This is a genomic window from Paenibacillus bouchesdurhonensis (assembly GCF_900155685.1).
In the GTDB taxonomy this organism is placed as follows: Bacteria; Bacillota; Bacilli; order Paenibacillales; family Paenibacillaceae; genus Fontibacillus; species Fontibacillus bouchesdurhonensis.
Genome location: NZ_LT732548.1, coordinates 3,680,970 through 3,704,261, shown reverse-complemented (window position 1 = coordinate 3,704,261; position 23,292 = coordinate 3,680,970). Strand labels below are relative to the sequence as shown.

Sequence of the window (23,292 nt, the reverse complement as noted above, 5' to 3'; positions counted from 1 at the left end):
AGCCCTCCGGGCCTTCTTGCGTGATAGCCGTCAGGTTAATCGAAATTAATGATTGACCAATCCTTGCCCTGCGGATATAACCTCTTCGTGCTCCAGCTTTGTATGGCCTAGCAAAGCATAACGAAGGCTGTCGACTAGCGCCGCCCAGCTCGCTTCAATGACGTTGCCGGATACGCCGACCGTACTCCACGAATTCGAGCTATCTTTCGATTCGATCAATACCCTGACTTTGGATGCAGTCGCATCTTTGTCATCAAGCACTCTGACTTTATAGTCGGATAAGTGAATATTCTTCAACGCAGGGTAATAGGAAATCAGCGCTTTGCGCAGCGCGTTATCAAGCGCGTTCACCGGACCGTTTCCTTCGGCTGCCGTGTATAAGCTGTTCCCGTCAATGTTCAGCTTGATGAATGCCTCCGAGACGACAGGCTTTCCTGCGGACTTCTCAACGAGCATTTTGAACGATTCGAAGACGAACAGCTCCTTCATCTCGCCGTTGGCTTGACGGAGCAGCAGTTCCAATGAGGCGTCTGCTCCCTCGAATTGATAGCCTTGGTGCTCCAGGTCTTTGATTTTGGAAATGACCTGCCGCGTTTCTTCGTTCTCTGGGTTAAATTTGATACCCATTTCCTGCGCTTTGGACAGAATGTTGCTCTGCCCGGCAAGTTCCGAAACAAGCACACGCTGGCGATTGCCGACTGTCTCCGGAGCAATATGCTCGTACGTACGGGAGTCGCGCAGAATGGCCGAGACGTGAATGCCGCCCTTATGGGCAAAAGCAGCTGTGCCGACAAACGGTTGACCAACCAGCATATGCACATTAGCAATCTCGCTGACATAACGGGCTGTATTCGTCAATTGACTCAATTGCTCCTCTTCAATGACATCATAGCCCAGCTTCAGTTGAAGGTTAGGAATAATCGAGCAAAGGTTAGCGTTGCCGCAGCGCTCCCCATAGCCGTTCATCGTCCCTTGTACTTGCTCTGCACCTGCTCGTACCGCATTTATTGCGTTGGCAACGGCCAGTTCGCAGTCGTTGTGGGTGTGAATGCCTAGGCGGGCGGTGGTTACGCGGCTCGCCAGGACAGAGACGATGTCATGCACCTCGTGAGGCATCGTTCCACCGTTCGTATCGCACATGACAAGCCAATCTGCGCCGGCTTCTTCAGCTTTGCGCATGACAGACAAGGCGTATTCCGGGTTATTCTTGTAGCCGTCGAAGAAGTGCTCGGCATCGAACAATACCTCCATGCCCTGCCGCTTCAAATAAGCGATCGAATCGTAGATCATGGCCAGATTCTCTTCCAATGACGTTTGAAGTGCGGTATGCACATGGAAGTCCCAGGATTTACCGACCAAGGAAGTTGCTTTGGCACCGGATTCAAGAATTCGTTTCAAGTTAGGATCATGCTCGGCAATGCTGTCTTTGCGCCGGGTGCTGCCGAAGGCGGTAACTGTTGCGGATAATCCGAACTCCTGCACTCTCTTGAAGAACTCGATATCTTTGCTATTGCTGCCAGGAATGCCGCCTTCGATATAGTGAACACCCAGTTGATCCAGCTTCTTGGCTATCTTCAACTTATCGTCCGCTGACAGACTAATGCCTTCGCCTTGAGTACCGTCACGTAATGTTGTGTCGAAGATGGTTACAGCCTTTGACATGATGAAAATGTCCCCCTTTTTGGATATCCTCTGAGTGTGAGCTCTGATTAATATAATTTCTAATTATAGCATCTGAAATTTAAATGTAACACCGTTTTGGCAAATTTGTATGGGGTTGTTGACCCAATATAGCTATAAAGGTATGCTTTTTCTATAGAGGAAGTTGAAAAAAGTCCACTTTTGATCACGATATGCATAAAAATGCATAAAAATAATTATCTAGTTTAAGTGAAAAAGAGGGAACAGCAGTGAGAAATATCGACGATTATTATCCTGTCAACGGCAGGGTTGTGCTCCATATCGATATGAATGCATTCTATTGCTCCGTTCATGAGGCTGAGGAGCCGGAGAAATACCGGAACAAGCCGACGGCAGTGGCAGGAAGCGTTGAATTGCGCAAAGGCGTTATCGTCACTTGTTCTTACGCTGCGAGAGCCAGAGGCATCCGGACGGGAATGACGGTCAGGGAGGGGCTGCGGAAATATCCGAAGCTCATATTGATTGCTCCAGACTTCCATTTATACCGCCGCTATTCGCGGGCGTTTATGGACATTGCTTATCGGTACACTCCGCTATTGCAGGCCACCTCAATCGACGAGTGCTATTTGGATATTACCGGATCGAAGCAGTTCGGAGCCCCGCTGGAGATCGCGCATGAGATTCAGGCGCGGATCGCTGCAGAACTGGGACTGCCTTGCTCGATCGGAGTCGCCCCGAACAAGCTGCTGGCCAAGATGGCATCGGATATGAAGAAGCCGAACGGCATTACGGTGCTTCGTTTGCGCGATGTCCCCTCATTGCTTTGGGACAAGCCGTGCAGCGAGCTGTTCGGCATCGGCCGCAAAACGGGAGAGAAGCTGAAGAAGCTGGGGATTTATACGCTGGGGCAGCTTGCGGCGGCCGACGAGCAGCTGCTGTCTGAGCGATTCGGCGTCGTCGGTCTGTGGATGAAGCAAGCTGCGCACGGCATCGACAATTCGCCGGTGCAGGAGGAGCGGGAGAAGAATAAATCTATCGGACACACGACAACGCTTCCTAGAGACGTTACCGAATTGGAAGATGTGAAGCGGATCATGCTCAATCTGGCGGATCAAGTGGCTCGGCGGCTGCGCCGTCAGCAGCTCATGGCGCAAACCGTACAGATTACGATCAGGACTCCGGAAATGAGGACGATTACTCGGTCTCAGACGCTTGGAAACGTGACGGAGCAAGCGGATGATATTTACAAGGAAGCATGCGAGCTATACCTTCGTCATTGGAGCCAAGGGAAGCCGATCAGACTTCTTGGCATCACGCTGCAAAATTTAGTGCCGCGGGAGAGCTCGGCTCTGCAGTTGGACTTGTTTGACTACGAGCAACAGCCTAAGAAGGAGTCGCTGACGAAAACGATGGATCTGCTGCGCGATAAATTCGGCGAAGATGCCATACTTACGGCAGGCATGCTGAGCGATGATCCTTCGGCATTGATTCGGAATCACAAAATTCGCGGAACTTCTCTCCAAACGGATTTTCTCCGGGAAAATCGGGAGGAATGATAACAATTATCAATGGGAAATGATAACAAATCATTTGAAATTGCTTTCTTTTTATATTATATTGGTCATGGTGGTAGCAAATCACCGCACTTGTACCGTTTATCAGGAGGCAGATAAAGATGGCGAAATATACTTGGGTAGAGAAAGATACTTGTATCGCTTGCGGCGCTTGCGGCGCTACGGCACCGGATATTTACGATTACGACGATGAGGGCTTGGCCGAAGTTATCTACAATGAGGATGGTAACCGCGGTGTAACGGAAATTCCGGAAGATTTGCATGATGACCTTCAGGATGCATCTGACGGATGCCCAACGGATTCCATCAAGATTGCAGATACCCCGTTTAATATGGAAGGTTAGTTTCAGGAGCGAATTTTACATCTACGCATTCGGAGAAGCATCCCGCTGTTGATGGCATGGGATGCTTTTTGCTGCGTATTTATAGCTTGTATAGCAAAAAGCTGGAGGCTGACTAGGTATTTAGTATTGAATTTTGCCGAGGGGCGATAGAATGGTTTGAAACGAACGTTCAGCAGCCGATATATTATTATAGAGGTTCTTCATACATATATAAGTTGACCATGTGGAGGTTCACGATGAAAAATTCGGCTTACCTCAAAAAATACGTAGAGAATCACCCCAACAACAAAATGGCCTGGTATTTGCTAGGCAAAGAATATGAACAAAGCGGGCAGGAGGGCAAGGCGCACTATTGCTATATTCAGGCAGGCAGCGTGTACGAAGCATTCGAATCCAGCAAAATCCCCGAGGATTTATGGATGGGGTATGAGGCAGGTATTATTCACGAGTCGCGAAAACAGGAGCAGCGCAGCCGCTTAATTCGAAAAATAGGCATCGCTCTATTGCTGCTGCTGTTTCTGTGGCTTCCTTCCGCGCAGGCTCCCGGCCTGCTGGCTACGATGCCGCAGGAATCCGACCCCGGATCCGTAGAAAGCGTCACTACCGACGAACACCCGGTTAAAAGAGAGCCGGAAGCGGATACATCTGCTCCTCGCACAGAACCGCGTCAAGATGCTCCGCGCTTTACGGCAATCGGATATACTTCTGGTGGCCAGGGCGTAACAGGGGATATTGGCGGGTTGCTGCAGGGCAATGAAACGAAGGGCCATCTTCAGGCCGTGCTGGCAATGGATAAGAAGGGCAAATGGCTGAACTGGTCTGATCGGATGCCGGTCGTATATGGAATCCAGTCGCTTGGCAACGGCCAGACGAATGTGCAGTCCTACGATCCGGCAGCATGCTTGTGCACGCCGCCCGATACCCGCAAGCTGAAGGCAGAGGCTGGCGAATGGATTGCACGGCAGGAATCCCTGGCTGTACTTTCTTCGGCGATTCTACAATACAAAGAGAAGAAGGGGAGCTGGCCGAGCAGTCTGGAAGATCTGACGCAGCCTTTTCCGAACAATTGGCTGGCTGGAACAAATGCTCATATGAAGGAAGTCTTCGAGCCGATGCTGAGGAAGCTTGCTGAGCAAGAGCAGTCTAGCGGCGGCAAGGCGGAAGGCAAGGGGGCTGGAAACGGGAAGTCAGCGGCGGAGCAGGGGGATGAGCTGTTTTTTACGCAACCACTCGAAGTCATTATCGATACTGCTAGTCACCGCCTCGTCGTGGTGAGCGGATCTGTTATTCTAAGAAGCTATCTGGTTGGACTTGGAGGCGATAAGACGCCGGAGGGGACGTATCGTATAACGGATAAGGTAGTGAATCCGAACGGTAGGTCGGATGGGGAATTCGGCAGCCGGGGCATGCAGTTGTCCGATACGAATTACGCGATTCATGGCACGAATGAGCCGGACAGTGTCGGCGGCGATGAATCGCTTGGCTGTGTGCGGATGGGGAAAAAGGACGTCGAGGAACTGTTCGATCTGCTTCCGGTCGGAACGAAGGTAACGATCGGAAAGGGAGGGCTGCCCGATCAAGACCTTACCCCGGCAGAGCGATTCACGCTGGGGGACAGGCAGGATCAGAGCAACCCTCACCGGACGTATCGCTGGCTGCATTAGCCATTATTTGAATATGATTGCTAGCGTGAACAGTACTATGAGTCCAGCAACAATGGAAACGGACCAGATGAGCCCTTTCTTATTTACTTCTTCCTTCTTTTGCTGGAGTGTTGGCGGTTTGCGTTTGGCAGCCATGACAATCATTCCCTTCTATATTGTTCAAAGAGCTACATATTTATTGTAATAGCTTTCATTTTAAATTGCCATCACCTTCCGGAGGCGAAATCGTTACGCTTTCCTGAGGTTAAACTTTTCTTTTGAACGAGAAAACGATAAACTGGAAGCAGGGCATTTATTGCATAAGTTATGAACGGAGTGAAGTTAGAAGTGTTATATCGCAATATTGGCAAGCATCTGTTCTTCCAGCTTGATCCTGAGAAGGCTCATCATCTCATGATTGGAGGATTACATAAAGCAGCGAAAGTACCGGGATTTATTTCAATGATGCATGGAATGTACGGGGTGAAGGAGATTCCCGAACTGGCGGTTGATTTGTTCGATATTCATTTTCCTACCCCGGTAGGGCTGGCAGCCGGACTCGATAAGAACGCAGAGGCGGTTGAGGCTTTCTCGGCCATCGGCTTCGGATTCATGGAGGTCGGGACGGTTACGCCTAAGGCTCAGCCAGGCAATGATCTGCCTAGGCTGTTCCGGCTTAAGCCGGAAGAAGCACTAATTAACCGAATGGGCTTCAATAACCAGGGAACCGATTATATGGCTCGGCAGCTTGCGGCGCTTCGCAGCAGGCGGATTCCGATCGCCGTCAACATCGGCAAGAATAAAGCAACTCCGAATGAGGAGGCGCATCTCGATTACGAGCAGTGTATTTCCGCGCTGTACCCGTATGCGGATTTTTTTGTGGTGAATATCAGTTCGCCGAATACGCCGGATCTGCGGAATCTGCAGCATGGCAGTGAGCTGGCATCGCTGCTGGAAGCCGTGCAGAAGGAGATGGCGAACCAGGCCGAGGAGCATCGAACAAAGAAGCATGTGCTTGTAAAGATTGCACCGGATGTCAGTATGACTGAGCTGGAATTTATGGTGCAGACGATTATGAATAGCGGCGTATCGGGCATTATAGCTACGAATACGACGATTTCCCGTGAAGGAATCAATCATCCGCATGCGAAAGAAACTGGCGGTCTCAGCGGGAAGCCGTTAAAGGAGAGATCGACGGAGGTTATTTCTCATGTCTATCGATTGACGGAGGGGAAGCTACCGATCATCGGTTCCGGCGGTATTTCCAATGCCGAGGATGCCTATGAGAAAATTCGTGCCGGCGCAAGTCTGGTAGAAATATATACCGCACTAATATACGAGGGTCCCGAGGTGAATCGCGAAGTGCATCGCGGTTTATTGGACCTGCTGCGGCGCGACGGATTTAGCCATATTTCCGAAGCTGTAGGAGCAGATCATCGCTAACCGGGCCACAGAAGACAGGAGGCGCAGTGGATGGATAGTAGAGACTGGGGAGCATTTTTGCTGCCATATGAGCAAACGGTTGAAGAGTTGAAGGTTAAGTTCAAAACGATGCGCTCCGAGCTCAAGAAGCTGGAGGAGTATGCACCGATCGAATTCGTAACCGGAAGGGTTAAGAAAATATCCAGCATTCTCGATAAGGCCAAACGCCTGGATGTGCCGATGGATCAGCTGGAGCAAGGGATTGAAGATATTGCCGGCATCCGCATTATGTGCCAGTTCGTTGAGGATATTCGCAGGGTGGCCGAGTATATTCGTGCTCGCAAAGACCTTCGGGTTATATACGAGAAGGATTATATTACAAATTACAAGGACAGCGGTTATCGCAGTTTTCATATGATCGTGGAGTATCCCGTACAGACTGCGCTGGGGTTGAAGAATGTGCTGGCTGAAATCCAGATTCGTACGCTTGCCATGAACTTTTGGGCGACGATTGAGCACTCCTTGAATTACAAATACCGGGAGAGCCTGCCTGATGAAATGCGCAAGAGGCTGAAGAAGGCTGCTGAGGCCGCTTTTGTACTGGATAATGAAATGTCCAGTATCCGCGAGGAAATTCTGCTTGCACAAAAGAGCTTCGAGGATGATTCCAGCATTGTGAATCATTTATTGTCGGCGATTCATCAGCTCTATTTTTACCATATGGTCACGGAGGCGATCGACGCGCAGCAGCGCTTTAACGAGCTCTGGGAAGCCCGCAACATGGATGGGTTGAAAGAAATGCATGCCGAGGTCACGCAAATGATCAAGGCAGCCAAGAAAGCGGTGGAATCCAGCCATGAAGCATGATCGCCTGTACGCAGCCTTCCTGATTTATTTCAATCGTGACCAGGACTACTTCGAGTGCCATGAAGTGATGGAGGAGCTGTGGCTGCAGTTGGATAAGAACCCGCTGTATAAGGGTTTGCTTCAGGTAGCAGTTGGATTGTATCATTTCCGTAACGGCAATGTGACTGGTGGACAGAAAATGATGGAATCGGCCGTGCGAAGACTTCGCCCTTATCCGCCGGATTCGCTCGGAATCAACTTGGGGAAGCTGCTGCGCGAGACGGAACAATATGCTGCGGCGTTAGCGAGCTATAACGATTCTCCATTTTCATATTATGATTTAGAAATCGAAATTCAGGATGTGCATTTATTGGAGCTTGTAGAGAAGACAGCTGCGGAAATTACGCCCAACATCCCGCAGCGCAGAGGGCCCCAGCGGGGCGCAAAGCATGAGCTGCGGATGCAAGGGAAATTAAAGTGAATAGTACAGCCCTTTCACGCGGAGTGATGGTGAGGGGCTTTTTTTGTAGGAGTTTGCCGCGTGCGGCAGATATTGCATTTTAGTCTGGATCATTTATTTACATTCCGCAGATACCTGTATGTTACAATAGATTTATTCTTGATAAGAATGGATGGTTTAAATATATGGCAGTTCATATACCGATGGCTTTTCTGGAAAGAATGCAGCAGCTGCTGGGCAGCGATTACAGCGCTTTTCTATCCTCTTATGGCAATCCTCGTTATGTCGGTATTCGGGTAAATCCGCTTAAAATAAGCGTTCCGTCATTCCTCCGCATATCTCCGTTTGAGCTTAAGCCCGTACCCTGGTGCTCCACCGGATTTTATGTACAGGAAGACCTGAAGCCGGGCAAGCATCCTTACTATCATGCAGGGCTTTATTATATTCAAGAGCCAAGCGCAATGGCACCTGTGGAAATGCTGGATGTAGTGCCAGGTGAGAAGGTGCTGGATCTATGCGCCGCACCCGGAGGCAAATCTACACAAATCGCAGCGAAGCTGCAGGGTGAAGGGCTGCTTGTTTCGAACGACATCAATTCGGAACGGACGAAAGCTTTGGCCAAAAATATGGAGTTATATGGAGTGCGGAATGCTGTAGTGCTCAATGAGACGCCGGAGCGCATAGCTCGGAGCTTTCCGGCTTATTTCGATAAAATATTAATCGATGCTCCTTGCTCCGGGGAAGGCATGTTCCGAAAAGACGAGGGCATGGCGCGGCAGTGGGAGGTTCATTCTACCTCCAAGTGCACTGTTATGCAGCATGATATATTGAAATCGGCTGCGGCCATGCTGGCATCGGGCGGCAGAATCGTGTATTCAACCTGTACATTTGCTCCTGAAGAAAATGAGGCGATGATCGCTAGATTCCTGGATCAACATGCGGATTTTGAGCTTGTTCCGCTGCCGAAGGAACTCGGCTTCGCCCCAGGTCGTCCGGAGTGGCTGTACCGGTTGAATGCCGAAGGCAGTGATGCCGCCTTCTCCTCGCAGGCTGCAAGGATGACCGTGCAATGCGGCAGGCTATGGCCGCACTTGATTGAAGGCGAGGGGCATTTCCTGGCGGTGCTTCAGCAGAAGAGCAGTGCATTGTCAGCCGTACAGGTTGAACAATTAGAACGAGTCGGGCAAGCTGAACGAATTGAGCAAGCAAAACGGATTGGACAAGAAGAGCAACCAGAACAAGCAGGACGAGCTGGGAGAAGTGAAGGAGTCAAGTCAGGTGCAGAGGCATATCTGGCTACCAGCAGTAAGCCAAGCAAAATTAGCAAGAAGCATAAGGGCCATCCGCAGGCTCATGCATCTAAAGCGCGGGAGAGTGTCGGAAAGGTGCCCGCCGAACGGGAGCTTCTGGACTGCTGGCAGCAATTCGCTAGCCAGCATGTGACTGCGGAGCTCCCCGGACGGCCGCTCTTGTTCGGCGGCCATGTGTATCTGTCACTGCTCCCAAAAGAGCAGCTTGACGGTCTAAAAACCGTAAGGCCCGGATGGTATGTCAGCACGGCGAAGAATGGCCGCTTTGCCCCGGGGCATCCGCTAGCAACGGCTTTAGCTGCGGGGGAAGCCAGTAGAGTATTGAATTTAGATAAGGAGCAAGGCGAAGCTGTCAGATATCTTAAAGGGGAAACCCTGAATGTCCCGGCATCCAGAATCGAATGCCGAGGTATCCAGGGTTTCCCCAGAGGATATGTGCTTGTCTGTGTAGACGGGATTTCGCTGGGATGGGGGAAATGGCTTGACGGTATGCTCAAGAACGAATATCCAGCAGGGTGGAGGTGGACTTAGATAACGTGAGTAAGGGCAAGAAGACACAAAGGCTCGATAAAATTCTGGGCCATCTCGGCTACGGCTCCAGATCGGATATTAAAAAGATGGTGAAGCAGGGCCAAGTTTCCTTGAACGGGCTCGTTCTGAAAGATAGCGGCATGCAGTGTAATCCATACGAGGACGACATTGCGGTAAACGGCGAAAGAATCGAATATCGTGAGTTCGTATATATGATGCTGAATAAGCCTCAAGGCGTCATTTCCGCGACAGAGGATCATAGAGAGCGGACGGTGCTGGATTTGATTCCGGTGGAGCTTCGCGTGTTCTCTCCTTTTCCGGTCGGTCGCTTGGATAAGGACACGGAAGGTTTTCTACTGCTTACCAATGACGGACAACTGGCGCATGACCTGCTATCACCGCGAAAGCATGTGCCGAAGACCTATGAAGCCCATGTGCTGGGCGAGGTAGGAGCACGGGAAATAGCTATGTTCCGCGAAGGAGTTGCATTGGATGACGGCTACGTCACCCTTCCGGCAGAGCTGGAAGTGCTGGAGCCTGTTCATGGGGAGGACGGCGCCCTGTCCCGCATTCGCTTGACGATTTCTGAGGGCAAGTTCCATCAGGTGAAACGCATGTTCATGGCTGTAGGCTCTAAGGTCGTATATTTGAAGCGCATCAGCATGGGGCCGCTAATCCTTGATGATTCACTGGCACTTGGCTCGTTCCGCGAACTGACGGACGCAGAAGTGGAACTGTTGAAGACGTACAGGAAATAATTATTTTAATATTACGATGTGAGATACAAATAAATCGCTATAGATAAATAAAGGAGACATGGAGATGAAATACAAACTGATCGCTTTGGACGTAGACGGTACTTTGTTGAACGATGATCACGAGTTAACGCCAGCAACGGTGGAGACGATCAAGAAAATTGCGGAGCAGGGCACGGAATTCGTCCTCTGCACCGGCCGTGCTCCGGGAAACTCTATACCGTTTATGAAGCAAATCGGATTGGACGGGTACGTAATTACGCATAATGGAGCGGCGACGGTCAATATTCAAACCTTGGAAGTTGTCCATGAATTCGAAATAAATCCGTTGGCATTGACCCCTTATTTGGATTATTGCCGTGACAATGGCGTTCATTTCGACGTAAATACGACCTTTGCTCTATATGTTCAGGGAGCAGCCGGTCTTAGCCGGGAGGCTCTTGACCTCTATAAGCAATTTATGGTGGTGCCGAAGGAACTTCCCCTATGGGCCGACCTGAGCGAGCCGATCGTAAAAGTGACGCTTTCCGGTGAGAAGGCGGAAATGGATCACGTGCATGCCGAATTGAGCAAGTGGGATAATTCAGAGTTTACCATTTTGCGCAGCGGAGACTTCTTTATAGATATTACCCACAAAGACTCTTCCAAGGGCGCCGCACTGCAGAAATTAGCAGACAAACGAGGGATCACCGCGGAAAACGTCATGGCCATCGGAAATTACTATAACGATATTTCGATGCTTACCTATGCTGGGCTCAGCATTGCAATGGATAACTCTCCGATTGAGGTTAAAGCCGCCGCCAAAGAGGTGACAGCCTCGAACAATGAAGAGGGCGTAAGGCTGGCCTTGGAGAAGCACTGCTTTGAGCAGTCTTTACGTTAAAACTAAATTGACAGGGCTGCTGGAAAGACCTCATGCCGAAGGCAGACTATCAAAGAGGAGAAGGAACCATCGGGGTTCCTTCTCCTCTTTTAATGGGTAGGGCTCTGCTGGCGGAGCCCTTTAGGCAAATGGTTCTTAAGCTGGCCGCGGCTGGCCTTGCCCCAGCCGATCGGGAAACTGGCTCCCTCACACTCCAACGTGACGAGGCACCAGCCGCGATAGTGTTCCGGAACCGTCAGGGTATCTCCATGAAAATAGGCAGCGAGTTCGGAAGAGCCTGCCTTCAAAGTATAGACCAGAGCGGCATCGTAGGAGGAAATGGCCATAGCCAGTGCGTGGGCAGGCTGGAAGCGTCCTTTTTTATATTCCCCCAGGTGCAGACCTGCGCGGGGAATCCGCAGACCCTCAAAACTTTGAGGTGTTAGCTGCATTCCAGCGCTGGACGGCAGCCAGTATAGGGACTCTCCGAATAAAATAGGCATGCCTCCGCCAAGGAGATTGCCAAGCCCTGGAAGATCGCTTCTTGCCCAGTCGAGGCATGCCTCGTAGGCGGCAGAGGCCATTTTATGGGGATGATCCTCTCTATTGCGTTTTTTTCCACGCTTGCCTTTTAAATGTGTTTGGTCAGCTACAATATCGTTAGCTTGATCTTGATCCCGCTGCATCAAGGCGACATAGTGGCCCTCTCCTTGATGCAGGTGAGGCCAAATTCGTTTCTCCGTCAGCAGTTTTAGGTCGGGGTAATGCTCGAGCAGCCGTGCGATAGTCTCCTCGTTCTCCTGACGGTTGAAGGTGCAAGTAGAGTAAGCGAGCCAGCCTCCAGGCTTCAGCATGGCCACGGCCTCTTTGAGAATGTCCCATTGTCTTGCTGCGCACAGCTCAACCGCTTGTGGCGACCATTCTGCTATGGCGTCAGGATCCTTGCGGAACATCCCTTCGCCCGAGCAGGGGGCATCCAGCATAATCCGGTCAAAGGCGAGCGGGAAGCGTGCGGACAGTTCATCAGGGGCTGCCTGCGTTACAACAACGTTGCGTGCGCCGAAGCGTTCGACGTTTTCAGCTAATATTCTGGCACGCTGGGGATGGATTTCGTTGCTGACCAGCAGTCCTTTTCCTGCCATTTTCGCGGCGATTTGCGTCGTTTTCCCTCCCGGAGCGGCTGCGAGATCCAGCACGGTCTCTCCAGGCTGGGGAGCTAACAACTCTACGGCAGACATCGCTGAAGGTTCTTGAATATAATATAATCCCGCAGCATGGTAAGGATGCTTACCTGGGCGGGTTTCCACATCATAATAATAGCCATCCTCGCACCAGGGAATTTCCTCCAGACCAAAGCGCTGCTTGATATCGTGTTCTTCTGCCGAGTCAGGGTGTATTTTAAGCATATTGATTCGCAGTCCGTACGTTCGCGGCTTATCGTAGCTGTCAAGGAATGCTTGTCCTTCCGCTTTACCGAGCATGGAAGTCATGATGTCGTGGAAGAAAGTCGGCAATACTGTCTTAGACATAAGCTTCTTGAACTCCTTTTTACAATAAAAAATGTACTTCGGAAATTTTACCATAATGCGATTTGATCTCAAAAGGGGAATGGATGTTCCTTCTTTAATATGTCATAATTGATAAAGCGGTTTAATTTTTTAACAAATGTTAGAGAGAAAATAAGTATGCAAAGGAGAACGAGTAATGAAACTGCTGCAGGCCTTATTCTTCCCTCCAGAGCAGCCTGGGGGCGTATCTTCGATGATTCCCTACCTGCAAGATAAGTTCAATCCTCCTGAATGGGAGATGGAATTGTTCTCCCTGCCGAAACGAATCCGGGGCAAAGGAACGGATCAGATTAAGTTCCATACATTTGACTGGCATCAGTACGAGAAAAGTTCAATTGTGCGAAAGTATATACAAACCTACCGCGATTATTTGTGGTGGACCAAGCTGCGGCTGCAGCAACCCTACGATTTGATTCATGCGCATCATCCGATCGCCGGTCTTGTCATGAAAGAGCTTTATTCTGATACGCCGGTTGTGCAAAGCATCCATTCCAGCTACGAGCGGGAGCTTATCCTGAACGGAAGGATCAAGGAAGGCGGACTAGAACACCGCTTCCTATGTTCGCTCTATAAGGAATTAGAATATCGATCTGACCGCATGTTAACGGTGTCCCAATCATTTCGCGAATATTTATCTCCGCATGTGGATCATCCCGAGCGGATCGGCGTCATCCGAAACGGCTTTGACGATACAAGGTTCAAGCCCATTCCGCATCATAATGAAGTCGTCCAGCTTGTGGCCGTGTGTCGGCTTGTGCCTGCCAAGGGGCTGGATGTGCTGCTTCGCGCATGCGCGGAGCTCAAGAAGCGAGGCCTCAGCTATGTGCTGCATATTATCGGCGATGGGCCTATCCGGCAAGAACTGGAGCAGCTCGCTGAGGAGCTCGGTATATATGATGAGACGATCTTCTATGGTTATACGCTCCACCCGGAGGAATTCATGCCGTTCTTTGATATTTTTGTGCTGCCCTCTCGGGCTGAGGCGTTCGGCTCGGTGTTTGCAGAGGCTGCATTGTGCAATTTGGCACTGGTCGGCACGAATATTGGCGGCATTGCCGAGCAGATTGAAGATGGAGTGAATGGTCTGCTCGTTCAACCGGAGAATCACTTGGCTCTGGCCGGGGCTTTGGAGAAGGTCATTACAGATACGGATCTTCGTTGCCAGCTCGCTGAAGCGGGGCTAGACAAGGCGAAGAGCTGTTATTCGTTAGACAGAGTCGTTCATGAGCTGAAAAATATATATTTGCACTATAAGCGATAAAGCGAGTGAGGAAGTATGATTCCATTTCGATTCATTCATGCGGCAGATTTGCATCTGGATAGTCCTTTCGCCGGCATGTCCGGAGTGCCGGACAAGCTGCGTCAGCATTTGCAGCAGTCCACGTTCGCCGCATTAAAACATCTGGTTGAGCTGGCAATTGCCGAGCAGGCGGACTTTATCGTGGTGAGCGGGGACGTGTACGACGCCTCCGATTCTTCGCTGCGCGCTCAGCTAAGGCTGCGGGAAGCGTGGGATCTCCTTGGAGCCCATGGTATTCCGGTCTATGTCATTCACGGCAATCACGACCCGCTGAATGCGGGCAGACTGCGTCTTGCCCACCCCGAGCATGTTATGGTGTTCGGTTCCGCGGTGGAGAGCGTTGTAGCGCAGCGGCGAAGCGACGGTCAGCCTGTGGCGGTAATCAGCGGCATATCGTATCCGACCTCAGCGGTTAGGGAGAATACTTCATTGCAATTTCGCAGGGATCCTTCGTCCGAGCTGTATCATATTGGCTTGCTTCATGCCAATGTGGATGGACAAGAGGGGCATGATGCTTATTCTCCTTGTTCGCTCAGGGACTTGCAGCAAAGCGGATATGATTACTGGGCATTGGGCCATATTCACAAGCGTCAAATTTTGCATGAAGCTCCCTGGATTGTCTATCCCGGAAATCTGCAGGGACGCAGCATGAAGGAGACCGGCGCTAAAGGCTGCTATGTTGTCGACGTCGATCAGTATGGTCGCGCTGAGCTGTCATTTCGGGCGTTGGATCATGTTCGATGGCTGGAAGCCGAGCTGTCGATTACCGGTCTAAGCAGCGAAGAGCAATTGCGGGATCAGGCTGAAGAGAAGCTTGATGAACTGAGGGAGCAGTCAGAGGGGAGGCTGCAGATCGTCCGCTTTGTCTTGACCGGCAGAGGGCCTCTTCACGCGATGCTGCAAACGGGCAGTGAGGGAGAGGAGCTTATCCAGGAATTACGACGCAGGGAAAGCCGGCTGTTAGAGATTGAGGAGCTCGGTATGGATAAGGTAGCTAGGATGGTGTGGCCTGCTGGTTTGAAAGTAAGGACGGGGTTCGAGCTGGATCGGGAGGCACTGCTTCGGGAGGATAGCTTTCTCGGCGAACTGTTGCGATTGGCAGATTCAGCGGAGCGTGAGGAAGCGCTGCTGGAAGAGATCGTGGGTTCAGCCCTGTCTTCCGTGAGTGATCACCGTAGACTTCGACAGCTTGTACGAGAGATGGAGGCCGAAGATAAGGCTGCCCTCGTTCGTCAGGCGGCGGAAATGGCAATGAGCCTGTTAACCGAACAAGAGACAAAGGGGGGTGCCCGGCGATGAGGCTGGACAAGCTGCAAATCAGCGGCTTCGGTCATTTGAGCGGTTTGGAGCTGCAAATGCAGGGGCCTGTCACTGTCTTATATGGGCCGAATGAGGCGGGCAAGAGTACCTTGCTAGGTTTTGTGCGGGCCATGCTGTTCGGTATTCCTGCGCGGACGTATGGCTCTTTGCGGTATGAGCCGACCCGAGGCGGAGCGCATGGCGGGCAACTGAGCATGTATGACGAGGAAGGCGAGCGCTGGGTTATCGAGCGCTATGCGCAGCCGCCGGAAGGAAGGACGACGGGAGCGCGAGGTGAACGGCTGCGGATTACAAGAACCGATCGCGAGGGCAGACTGTTCGAAGTAACGCCGGAAGAGATGCAGCGTGAACTATTGGGAGGCATGTCGAGCGACATGTTCAAGCAATTGTTCGCCATTTCATTGACCGAGCTGCAGGAAGTAGCGGCGCTGCAATCAGACGAACTGAGCCGGTTTTTATTTCACGCGGGTATCGGCGGGGGCACTGCTGTCCTGCGCGGGGAGAAGAAAATTGTTCAAGAGATGGACAAGCTTTATCGTCCTCGCGGCCGCACGCAAGAAATGGCGCAGCTATTGCAAAGCTATGAACGGCTTAACCAGGAAGCCGAAGCTTCACGAATGCTGCTGCCCCGCTATAATGAGGTGCTCGAGGAGTTGGAGCAGACCATGACGGAGCTAGGCAGATGCGAAGCAGAGCGTGAGGAGTGCGGCAGGGAGATGGCGAAGCTGAAGAAGGCCTTGCTGATTCGTTCGGATTGGTTGGCACGCGAGAAAGCACGGGTGGAGCTTCAGTCGCTGCCTGATTACGAGGCTTTTCCCGAGCAAGGCTCCGCACGTTGGACTGCCCTGCAGGAGGAGAAGGAGCGGCTGCTGCTCGATCAGAGTGATTTAACGCGTAAAACCGACTTCATTGCAGTGGAAATAAACAGGCTCACCCCGAATTACCGGTTATTGGCAAGGGCGGAGGCTGTAAGAACTCTTCATGGGCAATTAACGGGCTATGAGGCGCGTATTGAAGAAATAACAGCGCTGGAAGTGGAGCAGCGGACGCTCTGCCAGCGCCTAGCCCAATGTATCCGAAGCATTGATGTGCATTGGACGGAGCAGGAGTTTGCTGCCTTTGGAGGGACGGTAGGCGAGCGGGAAGCCGTCCGGCAATTTGGCATGCGATTTTCTGCCTATGATAAAGAAATGGAGCTGCTGCAAAACGAGCGATATAAGCTGGAGCAGGAAGCGGCTGCCGCGAGGGAGGCTTATTCGGCGGCGGTGTTGCGTTTGGAACAGAGCGCAGAAGCTGGCCGACGTGAGTTTGCGATGCTTGTCCCCAAGCAGCCGGATGAAATCCGCCGGACGTGGAACGAGTTAAGAATAGAGTTGGAGCGCTGGCATGAAGTCTCCTCGTCCCGATTGAAGGAGGCTCGGGACAGGGAAGCGGAAGTTCTAGCGAAGCGACAAATTCAGGGAATATATCGCAAGCTGCTGGCGGGCTGTACTGTTCTGACGGTTGTTTTGCCCGGTACGATCTGGATAGGCCTGGACTCTGTCTGGGGCACGCTGGCGGCCTTTGCCGTTCTCGCCGGAATAGATGTGTACTTATGGTTTGGCATGCGCCAAGCGGAGGAACCGAAGCGAAAGGGCGGAACCCGGCGCTATCCAGGCGAGGGCGACATTTCCCGAAGAGAAACAAAGCTGCGCGAGCTGTTTGCCGAGCTTGTCTCCGATACATTGACGGCGGCAGGGCGCGAGGCTGGAGTACCGTCGCCGGAGCATGTGGAGGAATGGGAGCGCAAGGAGCGGGAGCTTCGCCGGCTCATGGAGCAATGGCAGCTGTGGGAACAGCGGCATGCTGCGCTCGCGGAAGACACGGATCTGCTTCGTCAGCGTACAGCAGCCGCGGTGAGTCGCTGTGAGCATTCGGAGCGGGAAATGGCGAGGCGCGAGACTCACTTTAGAGAGCTTGTCCAGGAATGGGAGCAATGGCTGAAGGAGCGCAGGCTCCCGGCTGATCTGTCGCCCGAAGCAGCGCTTGACGTGTTCCGGCTAGTTGAACAAGGCCGGGAATGGCAGAGCCGTTTAGAGCAAATGTCTGCAAGGCTGTCGATGTTAGGCGCGGAGAATGCGGCTTTTGAAAATGAGGCTTTGGAAATATCAAACGATCTGAGCAATGGAGCGGCAGAACAAGGCTTGTTATTGGCTTCTGAGCTTGCCGCTGAGACTGCGCCATCGCATGCATCTGCACCTTTGAATGAAGCTTCGCCACCTTCTATAGAGTATGAAGCTGATACATCATTTCCGGGGCATGCATCGGCATCGGCATCGGCATTGGTGATCCGGCAGAAGGCTGCGCACGGGAGGCTGGTGCTGGAGGCGGTATCGCAGCTCTCGGCTGCGGAAAAAATATATGCGCAGCGCGAGCTGCTTTCTTCCAAGCGGGACACGCTTAAAGAAGAGCTGGAGCGGCTTCATGATCGATTGAGCAGATTGGAAGAATTAGAACAGGTGCTGCTGGCAGAAGGAAAGGCGGCGAATGGAGAGGAGTTTCTCCGCCGGAGCGCAGCGGTCAGTCGCCGTGCCGAGTTGGAGAGAGAACTGCGTCAGCTGGAAACGGTCATATTCTCCGGCCTTGAGATCGCGGAGCAAAGCCAGCTTGAAGAGCTGCTGAGCGGCAGTTCAGAAGAGGAGCTTCAGCAACGGCTGCTGGCGGTTGAGAAGGTACTGGAAGCCAAGGAGAGCGCTTGGAGGGAGCTTCAGGAACGCAAGGGAAGGCTGCTGCAAGAGCAAGAAAGTCTTGAGCAGCGGGGCAGGCAAGAGGAGGTTCACCAACAGCTCGCTGAGCAAAAGGCTGCGCTTCAGGACACTCTGGAGAAATATGCGGTAATGGCGGTATGTCAGGAGTTGATTGCCAGAGTCCGAAGGGTGTATGAGGAAGAGCGTCAGCCGGAGGTGTTGAGGCTTGCATCCGCGTATTTGCAACAGATGACAAACGGGCGGTATAAGCGCATTGTTCTAAAGATGGGCAGCCAGGAGCTGCAGGCAGAGCACTGTGACTATGGGGCGATCGGAAGCTCGGCTCTAAGCCGCGGTACGGCAGAGCAGCTTTATTTATCCATGCGGTTGGCGCTTGCTGATGCAGTATCGCATCACCGCAGCATTCCTATTTTATTAGATGATTTGTTCGTTAATTTTGATGCGGCCCGTTTGCAGGGCGTTATTTCAGTACTGAAGCAGGTCGCTGTTCAACGCCAGATTGTTATGATGACCTGTCATCCCCATGTCGTGGAAGGGATACAAGCACAAATTCCAGAAGCGCAAATCGTGAATTTAGCTTAAATCCGCTTTCGCTTGTATGAGGCGAGGACGAAGGCCCAGAGCATAGAGAAAACGCCAAAGGCAGGATACAGAACGGATAGAAGTGAGCTGAACCCGAATTGGCTGGTTACATAACAAATCAGGAGAACGGTTATAGAAAGAATAAAGGGCCGAAAATTGAACCGCTGTTTGAGCTGCAGGGTAACGCCGTAAACGTCGGCGACGAAGGTGCTGAATATTTCCATGAATATTAAAATAATGTAGATGAACTGTATTATCGTCCCCAATTGGGCAGCGATGCTGCCCATCGGAATTTCATACTGGCTTACCCCCGGCATGAAGGCGGACAAAGCAAAGTGGGCGGCCATGAGCATGAAGCCGATTCCGATACCGCCTATGATCCCCCCAAAAACGATCGTTCGCCGGTTCTTTGTATGGCCTCCAATGGGAACGAGCACGGCTTGAGCCATGGATAGATTGAAGGCGGTATATAGGAGAGGGGAAGCCCACGTCGTAAACATCCCTTTATCGGTGCCTAAGGTGACGAAGCGCATAGCGGTCGGAGAGCTTGCCGTCGATGTTATGATCGCGATGGAGAGGAGCAGCATCATCGGTACGACGACTGTGTTCAGCTGCATCACTCCCTCGATCCCTTTTCGGAGCAGCACAAAGGTTCCGATCAAGGTAAACCAAAGCCCGATTTGGTAATTCATGCCGAGATGCTCCACGAACACGGAGCCTGCCCCGGCAAGCATGACGCTATTGACTCCGATCAGAACAATTAAGGTAAACATGCTTAACCATCTGCCGAAACGATCCCCGAACAAATGCCGGTTTAAATCTTCATAGGAAGCTGCTTTAATATGATGGGCCAGCAGCATCATTTTGGTACCGAGCCACATAAACAGCAGGGTTGTCAGCAGGATTGTAAGCACGCCCCATTTGCCGTATTGGGTGAAGAACTGCAATATTTCGCGGCCGGTGGCAAAACCAGCGCCAACTACGGTACCGATATAAGTGAAAGCAATTTTAAGTACATTAAAGGCATTTTTCATAGTTTTCCCCCTGGCCGATGTGCTATATATAGTACAAGGTATGTTGCCGGGGAATGGGACATGACTTAATCTTGTCCTGCTGTCTCGAGTAATTCCCTATTGAAGCGAAGAAATGAATGTGTTAATTTGTTACAAACGAGATGACCCGGGAGGAAAAGGTATGGAGAAATTAAAACAACGGATTGCAGAAGAAGGCGTGATCGTCTCGGAGCAAGTCCTTAAGCTTGACGCTCTGCTGAATCATCAAGTCGATCCTCAGTTGACGATGGAGATGGGCAAAGAATTTGCCAAGCGCTTCAAGGAGGATAATATTACGCGCGTGTTGACGGTGGAATCGTCCGGGATCGCAGTCGCGTTTGCAACTGCTTATGAGCTTGGAGTACCCCTCGTGTTTGCACGGCGGAAGAAGACACTGCTAGCAGAGGAGGATATGCTGTGTGAGCGAGTGCCATCATTTACGAAAGGGATCGTAACGGACATTTTGATCTCGCGCAATTTCATTTCGGAGCATGATCGTATCCTGTTCATTGATGATATTATTGCAAATGGCGATGCCGCGCGCGGGCTAATCAAAATTGTTCAGCGCGCGGGAGCTGAGTTAGTTGGAGCGGGAATCGTCGTGGAGAAAACGTTTCAAGCCGGAGGCCGGGCTATCCGTGAGCAGGGAATCCGTCTAGAGTCGCTGGTGCAGATCGCTTCGCTTTCCGATGGGAAAGTAACTTTTGCCGAATAAAATAATTAGTACCAATTTTGCAACAATCCTTTGCAGGTCTGCTTTTTTTCGATATAATGGGAGCACTAGGGAGAGGAGGCAAATCAATGGGGGATCAAAATCAATCTGTTGTTGACGTGAATTTCTTTATTTCTAAACTGTCCGATGCAAAGGTTATATTTGAGCGTGCCCTGGATTGCAAACATACGGAATTTGACGACCTTTATCCCTATATGCTTGAGCATCCCCAGTTCTTTTGGTACAAACGCTATGTAGCCTGGTCTCAGCTTCTGACGATTGCAGGCCTGTGCGAGGAACTGTCTATACCTTGGAAGGATGAGTTCAGCCCTCAGCAGGTAGCTTATCTGGAGCAGCGGGTGATGTCGGCCAAAGTGCTTGATTTCTGGTTTGAGAAGAACGACAGCCGGGAGCATGCACAACGTTAAATCAGGGATAAGTGATGAGTTCATGCAGTTTGGTCATTAGGTGTGCGCGATATAGCAAGACTCCGCGATAATAATGCGGGGTCTTTTTCTGTGCGTTTGATAAGGTTAACAGGCTCGATATTTGAAGCATAAACATGCCGATGGATGATATGTTAAGATATGAGCAAGGAGGTGATTGTCCCTGTGATTTCGGATGACCAATTGAACAAATATCGACTATCCGGCGAAAAAGTGCGGGTCGTGCGGGATGCCATGCCTGAGAATGACATTCGGGGCATCGTCGTAGCTTGGGATGATACGCATGTATTAATCCGTAGACCGAATCGCAATGTTGTTAAGCTGGATCGAAATTACATCATTCAACCTTCACGTGAACCGCGAATTTCACCGGAGGAATAGCATATTTTTTGGCGGACGGGGTTAACGTAGTAAGTGTAAGTTCTGCTCTTTGAAGCTGTCAACGGCAACTACACTTTACTATTGGAAAGGGTGTCTGTCTATGTCGCTTGTGGGCGATAAAATAGCTGCATACAAACAGGAGATACATCATTTCGGCGAGACCATGCCGGGCGTGACGGAGGCATACCATGCTTTTACGGGCGAGAGCTTCACTGATGGAGCGCTGGATGCCAAGACAAAGCAGCTTATTGCGATTGGAATTGCATTATCAACGAACCAGGAGGTCTGCACGTTCTACCACGTGAACGAGGCGCGGGCGAAAGGCGCGTCAGACGCAGAAATACTGGAGACGGTCGCCGTAGCCTCTGCTGCGCTTGCAGGCAATGCTTTATCGCAGGGAGTAACCCGTGTGCAGCAGGCTTTGTCTGCGAGTCCGGCGCTGCAGTAGCGTTAGCGCTAGCGTGTGTAGCGCGCATTGTAACTCAATTAGCTGTCCTCGGGGCTTTGATGGCCCCGAGGACAGCTTTTTTTGCGGGATAAAGCATAGTGGAGGTCAGCTTCGATCAAGTGGCGAGATCCCTATTTCCGGCCTTCTGCCAATATGCGGGGATAATATGTAAGCTCATTCCGGAAAGAGGGCTAATCGCCGCGGTAGAAAGCAGAAAAATACCCAATGCGGCATCAAAGGAAAAGGCTCTGGAGACATCGCCGTTTGGCGACGTTACGCCTCCGTACACCAACACCCAAATAGCGCAAGCTGCTGCCAGCACAAATCCCAGTAGGCCGATGCAGATAAGTACCCGTTCTCCTTCAAATAATTTTATGGTAGTACTTTTGCTCGCCGGTTAATTTTTGATTCATCATTCAACCTCCAGACTATAGTTAATTCTCACTGTAAAGGAAGACAAGATCAGGCTGTATCGGTCTGAGGTATTATTTGCCGGTTGGTCTGGGGGAGGAGGGACAAGTTGTAGGAGTCTGGAGATTGCGGCAGATCTGAACCTTATAACCCGGTCAAAAAATATTAAAAGGCTGTTGACTCTCTTGGTTCAGCGTGATATTATATATCTTGTCGCTGCGGAAAACACTCTGCAAGACAAGACAATATGCGGTCGTGGCGGAATTGGCAGACGCGCACGGTTCAGGTCCGTGTGGGCTTACCCCCGTGGAGGTTCGAGTCCTCTCGACCGCATCAAATTATACAGAGAAGGTTTCTGATTTGCTTATCTGAGCAGATTGGGAACCTTTTTTTGTTATACAAGACAATGCTATCTTTATTAAGATTCAATTAAACATGATAAGAGGTGTTTTTTTGATATATATATAATTCAGAGGAGGAAAAAAATGGATCATTAGGACGGAAACAGAATTACCGCTCAGCAATACCTCCCCTTCATAGTGAATGGGAACACGGAGCGTTAGCTGCGGCTTTCTCCCAATATTTATGATCCGTCTGATATCGTTTTTTTATTGAATTTTCAGCTCTTTGTTCTTTTGTGCCATTACTATATCGGAATTGTCGCTGTCCATCGATATAAATGCCTCCAGAGCATCCACCTCCGCTGATTCAATATGAACAGGGGTGCTGCCATGATCAATGTGCAGGCGATCTATTCCTTCTAGTTTCTTGCTCTGCAGATTCATGACTCCTTGGTTGCTGCAGGCCATAAGAAAAGACATGCACAAAATTAGCAAGCCAATATTGAATATCCTCATCTTCTCACTCCTCATTTTGCTTCTTGCTATGAGGGTGATTATATAAGGTTACGTAACGTCAGTTTCAAGCGGTTTTTGAA

The 23,292-nt window shown here is 51.0% G+C and carries 20 protein-coding genes and 1 tRNA gene; 17 read left to right on the top strand and 4 right to left on the bottom strand.

Annotated features, from left to right (window positions below; genetic code table 11):
* Positions 1–45: 45 nt before the first annotated feature.
* Entirely contained in the window at positions 46–1,662 is a 1,617-nt protein-coding gene (cimA, locus tag CZ379_RS20740) for a citramalate synthase (protein WP_110933361.1), read from the bottom strand.
* 248 nt (positions 1,663–1,910) lie between these two features.
* Between cimA and CZ379_RS20735 the strand changes: the two genes are divergently transcribed.
* From CZ379_RS20735 to CZ379_RS20695, 9 genes are all read left to right on the top strand, one after another.
* Positions 1,911–3,197: a DNA polymerase IV gene (locus tag CZ379_RS20735; protein WP_110933360.1), complete on the top strand. Its 1,287-nt coding sequence runs from the start codon at positions 1,911–1,913 to the stop codon at positions 3,195–3,197.
* A gap of 119 nt (positions 3,198–3,316) precedes the next feature.
* Complete coding sequence (locus CZ379_RS20730; RefSeq protein ID WP_110933359.1) at positions 3,317–3,559, top strand: ferredoxin; 243 nt, start codon at positions 3,317–3,319, stop codon at positions 3,557–3,559.
* A gap of 236 nt (positions 3,560–3,795) precedes the next feature.
* Entirely contained in the window at positions 3,796–5,223 is a 1,428-nt protein-coding gene (locus CZ379_RS20725) for a L,D-transpeptidase family protein (RefSeq protein ID WP_110933358.1), read from the top strand.
* 327 nt (positions 5,224–5,550) lie between these two features.
* Positions 5,551–6,645 (top strand): quinone-dependent dihydroorotate dehydrogenase, encoded by a 1,095-nt coding sequence (locus CZ379_RS20720; protein WP_199925712.1) that lies wholly within the window; start codon positions 5,551–5,553, stop codon positions 6,643–6,645.
* A gap of 30 nt (positions 6,646–6,675) precedes the next feature.
* Positions 6,676–7,491 (top strand): GTP diphosphokinase, encoded by an 816-nt coding sequence (locus CZ379_RS20715; protein WP_110933356.1) that lies wholly within the window; start codon positions 6,676–6,678, stop codon positions 7,489–7,491.
* Positions 7,481–7,951, top strand: coding sequence for a DUF309 domain-containing protein (locus tag CZ379_RS20710; RefSeq protein ID WP_110933355.1), 471 nt, complete (start codon positions 7,481–7,483; stop codon positions 7,949–7,951). Before CZ379_RS20715 ends, CZ379_RS20710 begins: the two co-directional genes overlap by 11 nt.
* Positions 7,952–8,115: 164 nt before the next feature.
* On the top strand, positions 8,116–9,771 hold the full coding sequence (locus tag CZ379_RS20705; protein WP_110933354.1) for an RsmB/NOP family class I SAM-dependent RNA methyltransferase: 1,656 nt from the start codon (positions 8,116–8,118) through the stop codon (positions 9,769–9,771).
* A 5-nt stretch (positions 9,772–9,776) separates the two neighbouring features.
* Positions 9,777–10,529 (top strand): pseudouridine synthase, encoded by a 753-nt coding sequence (locus CZ379_RS20700; protein WP_110933353.1) that lies wholly within the window; start codon positions 9,777–9,779, stop codon positions 10,527–10,529.
* Between the two features lie 64 nt (positions 10,530–10,593).
* A complete protein-coding gene (locus CZ379_RS20695; RefSeq protein WP_110933352.1) occupies positions 10,594–11,409 on the top strand; it encodes a Cof-type HAD-IIB family hydrolase in 816 nt (271 codons plus the stop codon).
* Positions 11,410–11,498: 89 nt separating this feature from the next.
* Here the strand turns inward: CZ379_RS20695 and CZ379_RS20690 are convergent, their stop codons facing one another.
* Positions 11,499–12,917, bottom strand: coding sequence for an RsmB/NOP family class I SAM-dependent RNA methyltransferase (locus CZ379_RS20690; RefSeq protein WP_110934484.1), 1,419 nt, complete (start codon positions 12,915–12,917; stop codon positions 11,499–11,501).
* A 175-nt stretch (positions 12,918–13,092) separates the two neighbouring features.
* On the opposite strand from CZ379_RS20690, the gene CZ379_RS20685 reads away from it, so the two are divergent.
* From CZ379_RS20685 to CZ379_RS20675, 3 genes are read left to right on the top strand one after another with little or no spacing between them, the layout of a single operon-like run.
* Entirely contained in the window at positions 13,093–14,217 is a 1,125-nt protein-coding gene (locus tag CZ379_RS20685) for a glycosyltransferase family 4 protein (RefSeq protein ID WP_110933351.1), read from the top strand.
* Between the two features lie 15 nt (positions 14,218–14,232).
* Positions 14,233–15,555 carry a metallophosphoesterase family protein gene (locus CZ379_RS20680; RefSeq protein ID WP_110933350.1) on the top strand — a complete coding sequence of 441 codons (1,323 nt, stop codon included), beginning with the start codon at positions 14,233–14,235 and terminating at the stop codon, positions 15,553–15,555.
* A complete protein-coding gene (locus CZ379_RS20675; protein ID WP_110933349.1) occupies positions 15,552–18,905 on the top strand; it encodes an AAA family ATPase in 3,354 nt (1,117 codons plus the stop codon). Before CZ379_RS20680 ends, CZ379_RS20675 begins: the two co-directional genes overlap by 4 nt.
* Here the strand turns inward: CZ379_RS20675 and CZ379_RS20670 are convergent.
* On the bottom strand, positions 18,902–19,939 hold the full coding sequence (locus CZ379_RS20670; protein WP_110933348.1) for a YkvI family membrane protein: 1,038 nt from the start codon (positions 19,937–19,939) through the stop codon (positions 18,902–18,904). The genes CZ379_RS20675 and CZ379_RS20670 overlap by 4 nt on opposite strands.
* Positions 19,940–20,099: 160 nt before the next feature.
* Here CZ379_RS20670 and CZ379_RS20665 point away from each other — a divergent pair, with 160 nt between their 5' ends.
* The 5 genes from CZ379_RS20665 (at position 20,100) to CZ379_RS20640 (ending at position 22,688) form a co-directional block, all read left to right on the top strand.
* Complete coding sequence (locus tag CZ379_RS20665; RefSeq protein WP_110933347.1) at positions 20,100–20,672, top strand: xanthine phosphoribosyltransferase; 573 nt, start codon at positions 20,100–20,102, stop codon at positions 20,670–20,672.
* A gap of 86 nt (positions 20,673–20,758) precedes the next feature.
* Complete coding sequence (locus tag CZ379_RS20660) at positions 20,759–21,097, top strand: hypothetical protein (RefSeq protein ID WP_019636340.1); 339 nt, start codon at positions 20,759–20,761, stop codon at positions 21,095–21,097.
* A 183-nt stretch (positions 21,098–21,280) separates the two neighbouring features.
* Positions 21,281–21,496 (top strand): hypothetical protein, encoded by a 216-nt coding sequence (locus tag CZ379_RS20655; RefSeq protein ID WP_110933346.1) that lies wholly within the window; start codon positions 21,281–21,283, stop codon positions 21,494–21,496.
* 100 nt (positions 21,497–21,596) lie between these two features.
* The gene (locus tag CZ379_RS20650) at positions 21,597–21,944 is read left to right on the top strand and encodes a carboxymuconolactone decarboxylase family protein (protein ID WP_110933345.1); all 348 of its coding nucleotides are present in this window, start codon (positions 21,597–21,599) and stop codon (positions 21,942–21,944) included.
* 660 nt (positions 21,945–22,604) lie between these two features.
* Positions 22,605–22,688, top strand: a tRNA-Leu gene (locus CZ379_RS20640).
* 275 nt (positions 22,689–22,963) lie between these two features.
* Here CZ379_RS20640 and CZ379_RS20635 read toward each other — a convergent pair.
* Positions 22,964–23,212 (bottom strand): hypothetical protein, encoded by a 249-nt coding sequence (locus CZ379_RS20635; RefSeq protein ID WP_110933344.1) that lies wholly within the window; start codon positions 23,210–23,212, stop codon positions 22,964–22,966.
* Positions 23,213–23,292: the final 80 nt, after the last annotated feature.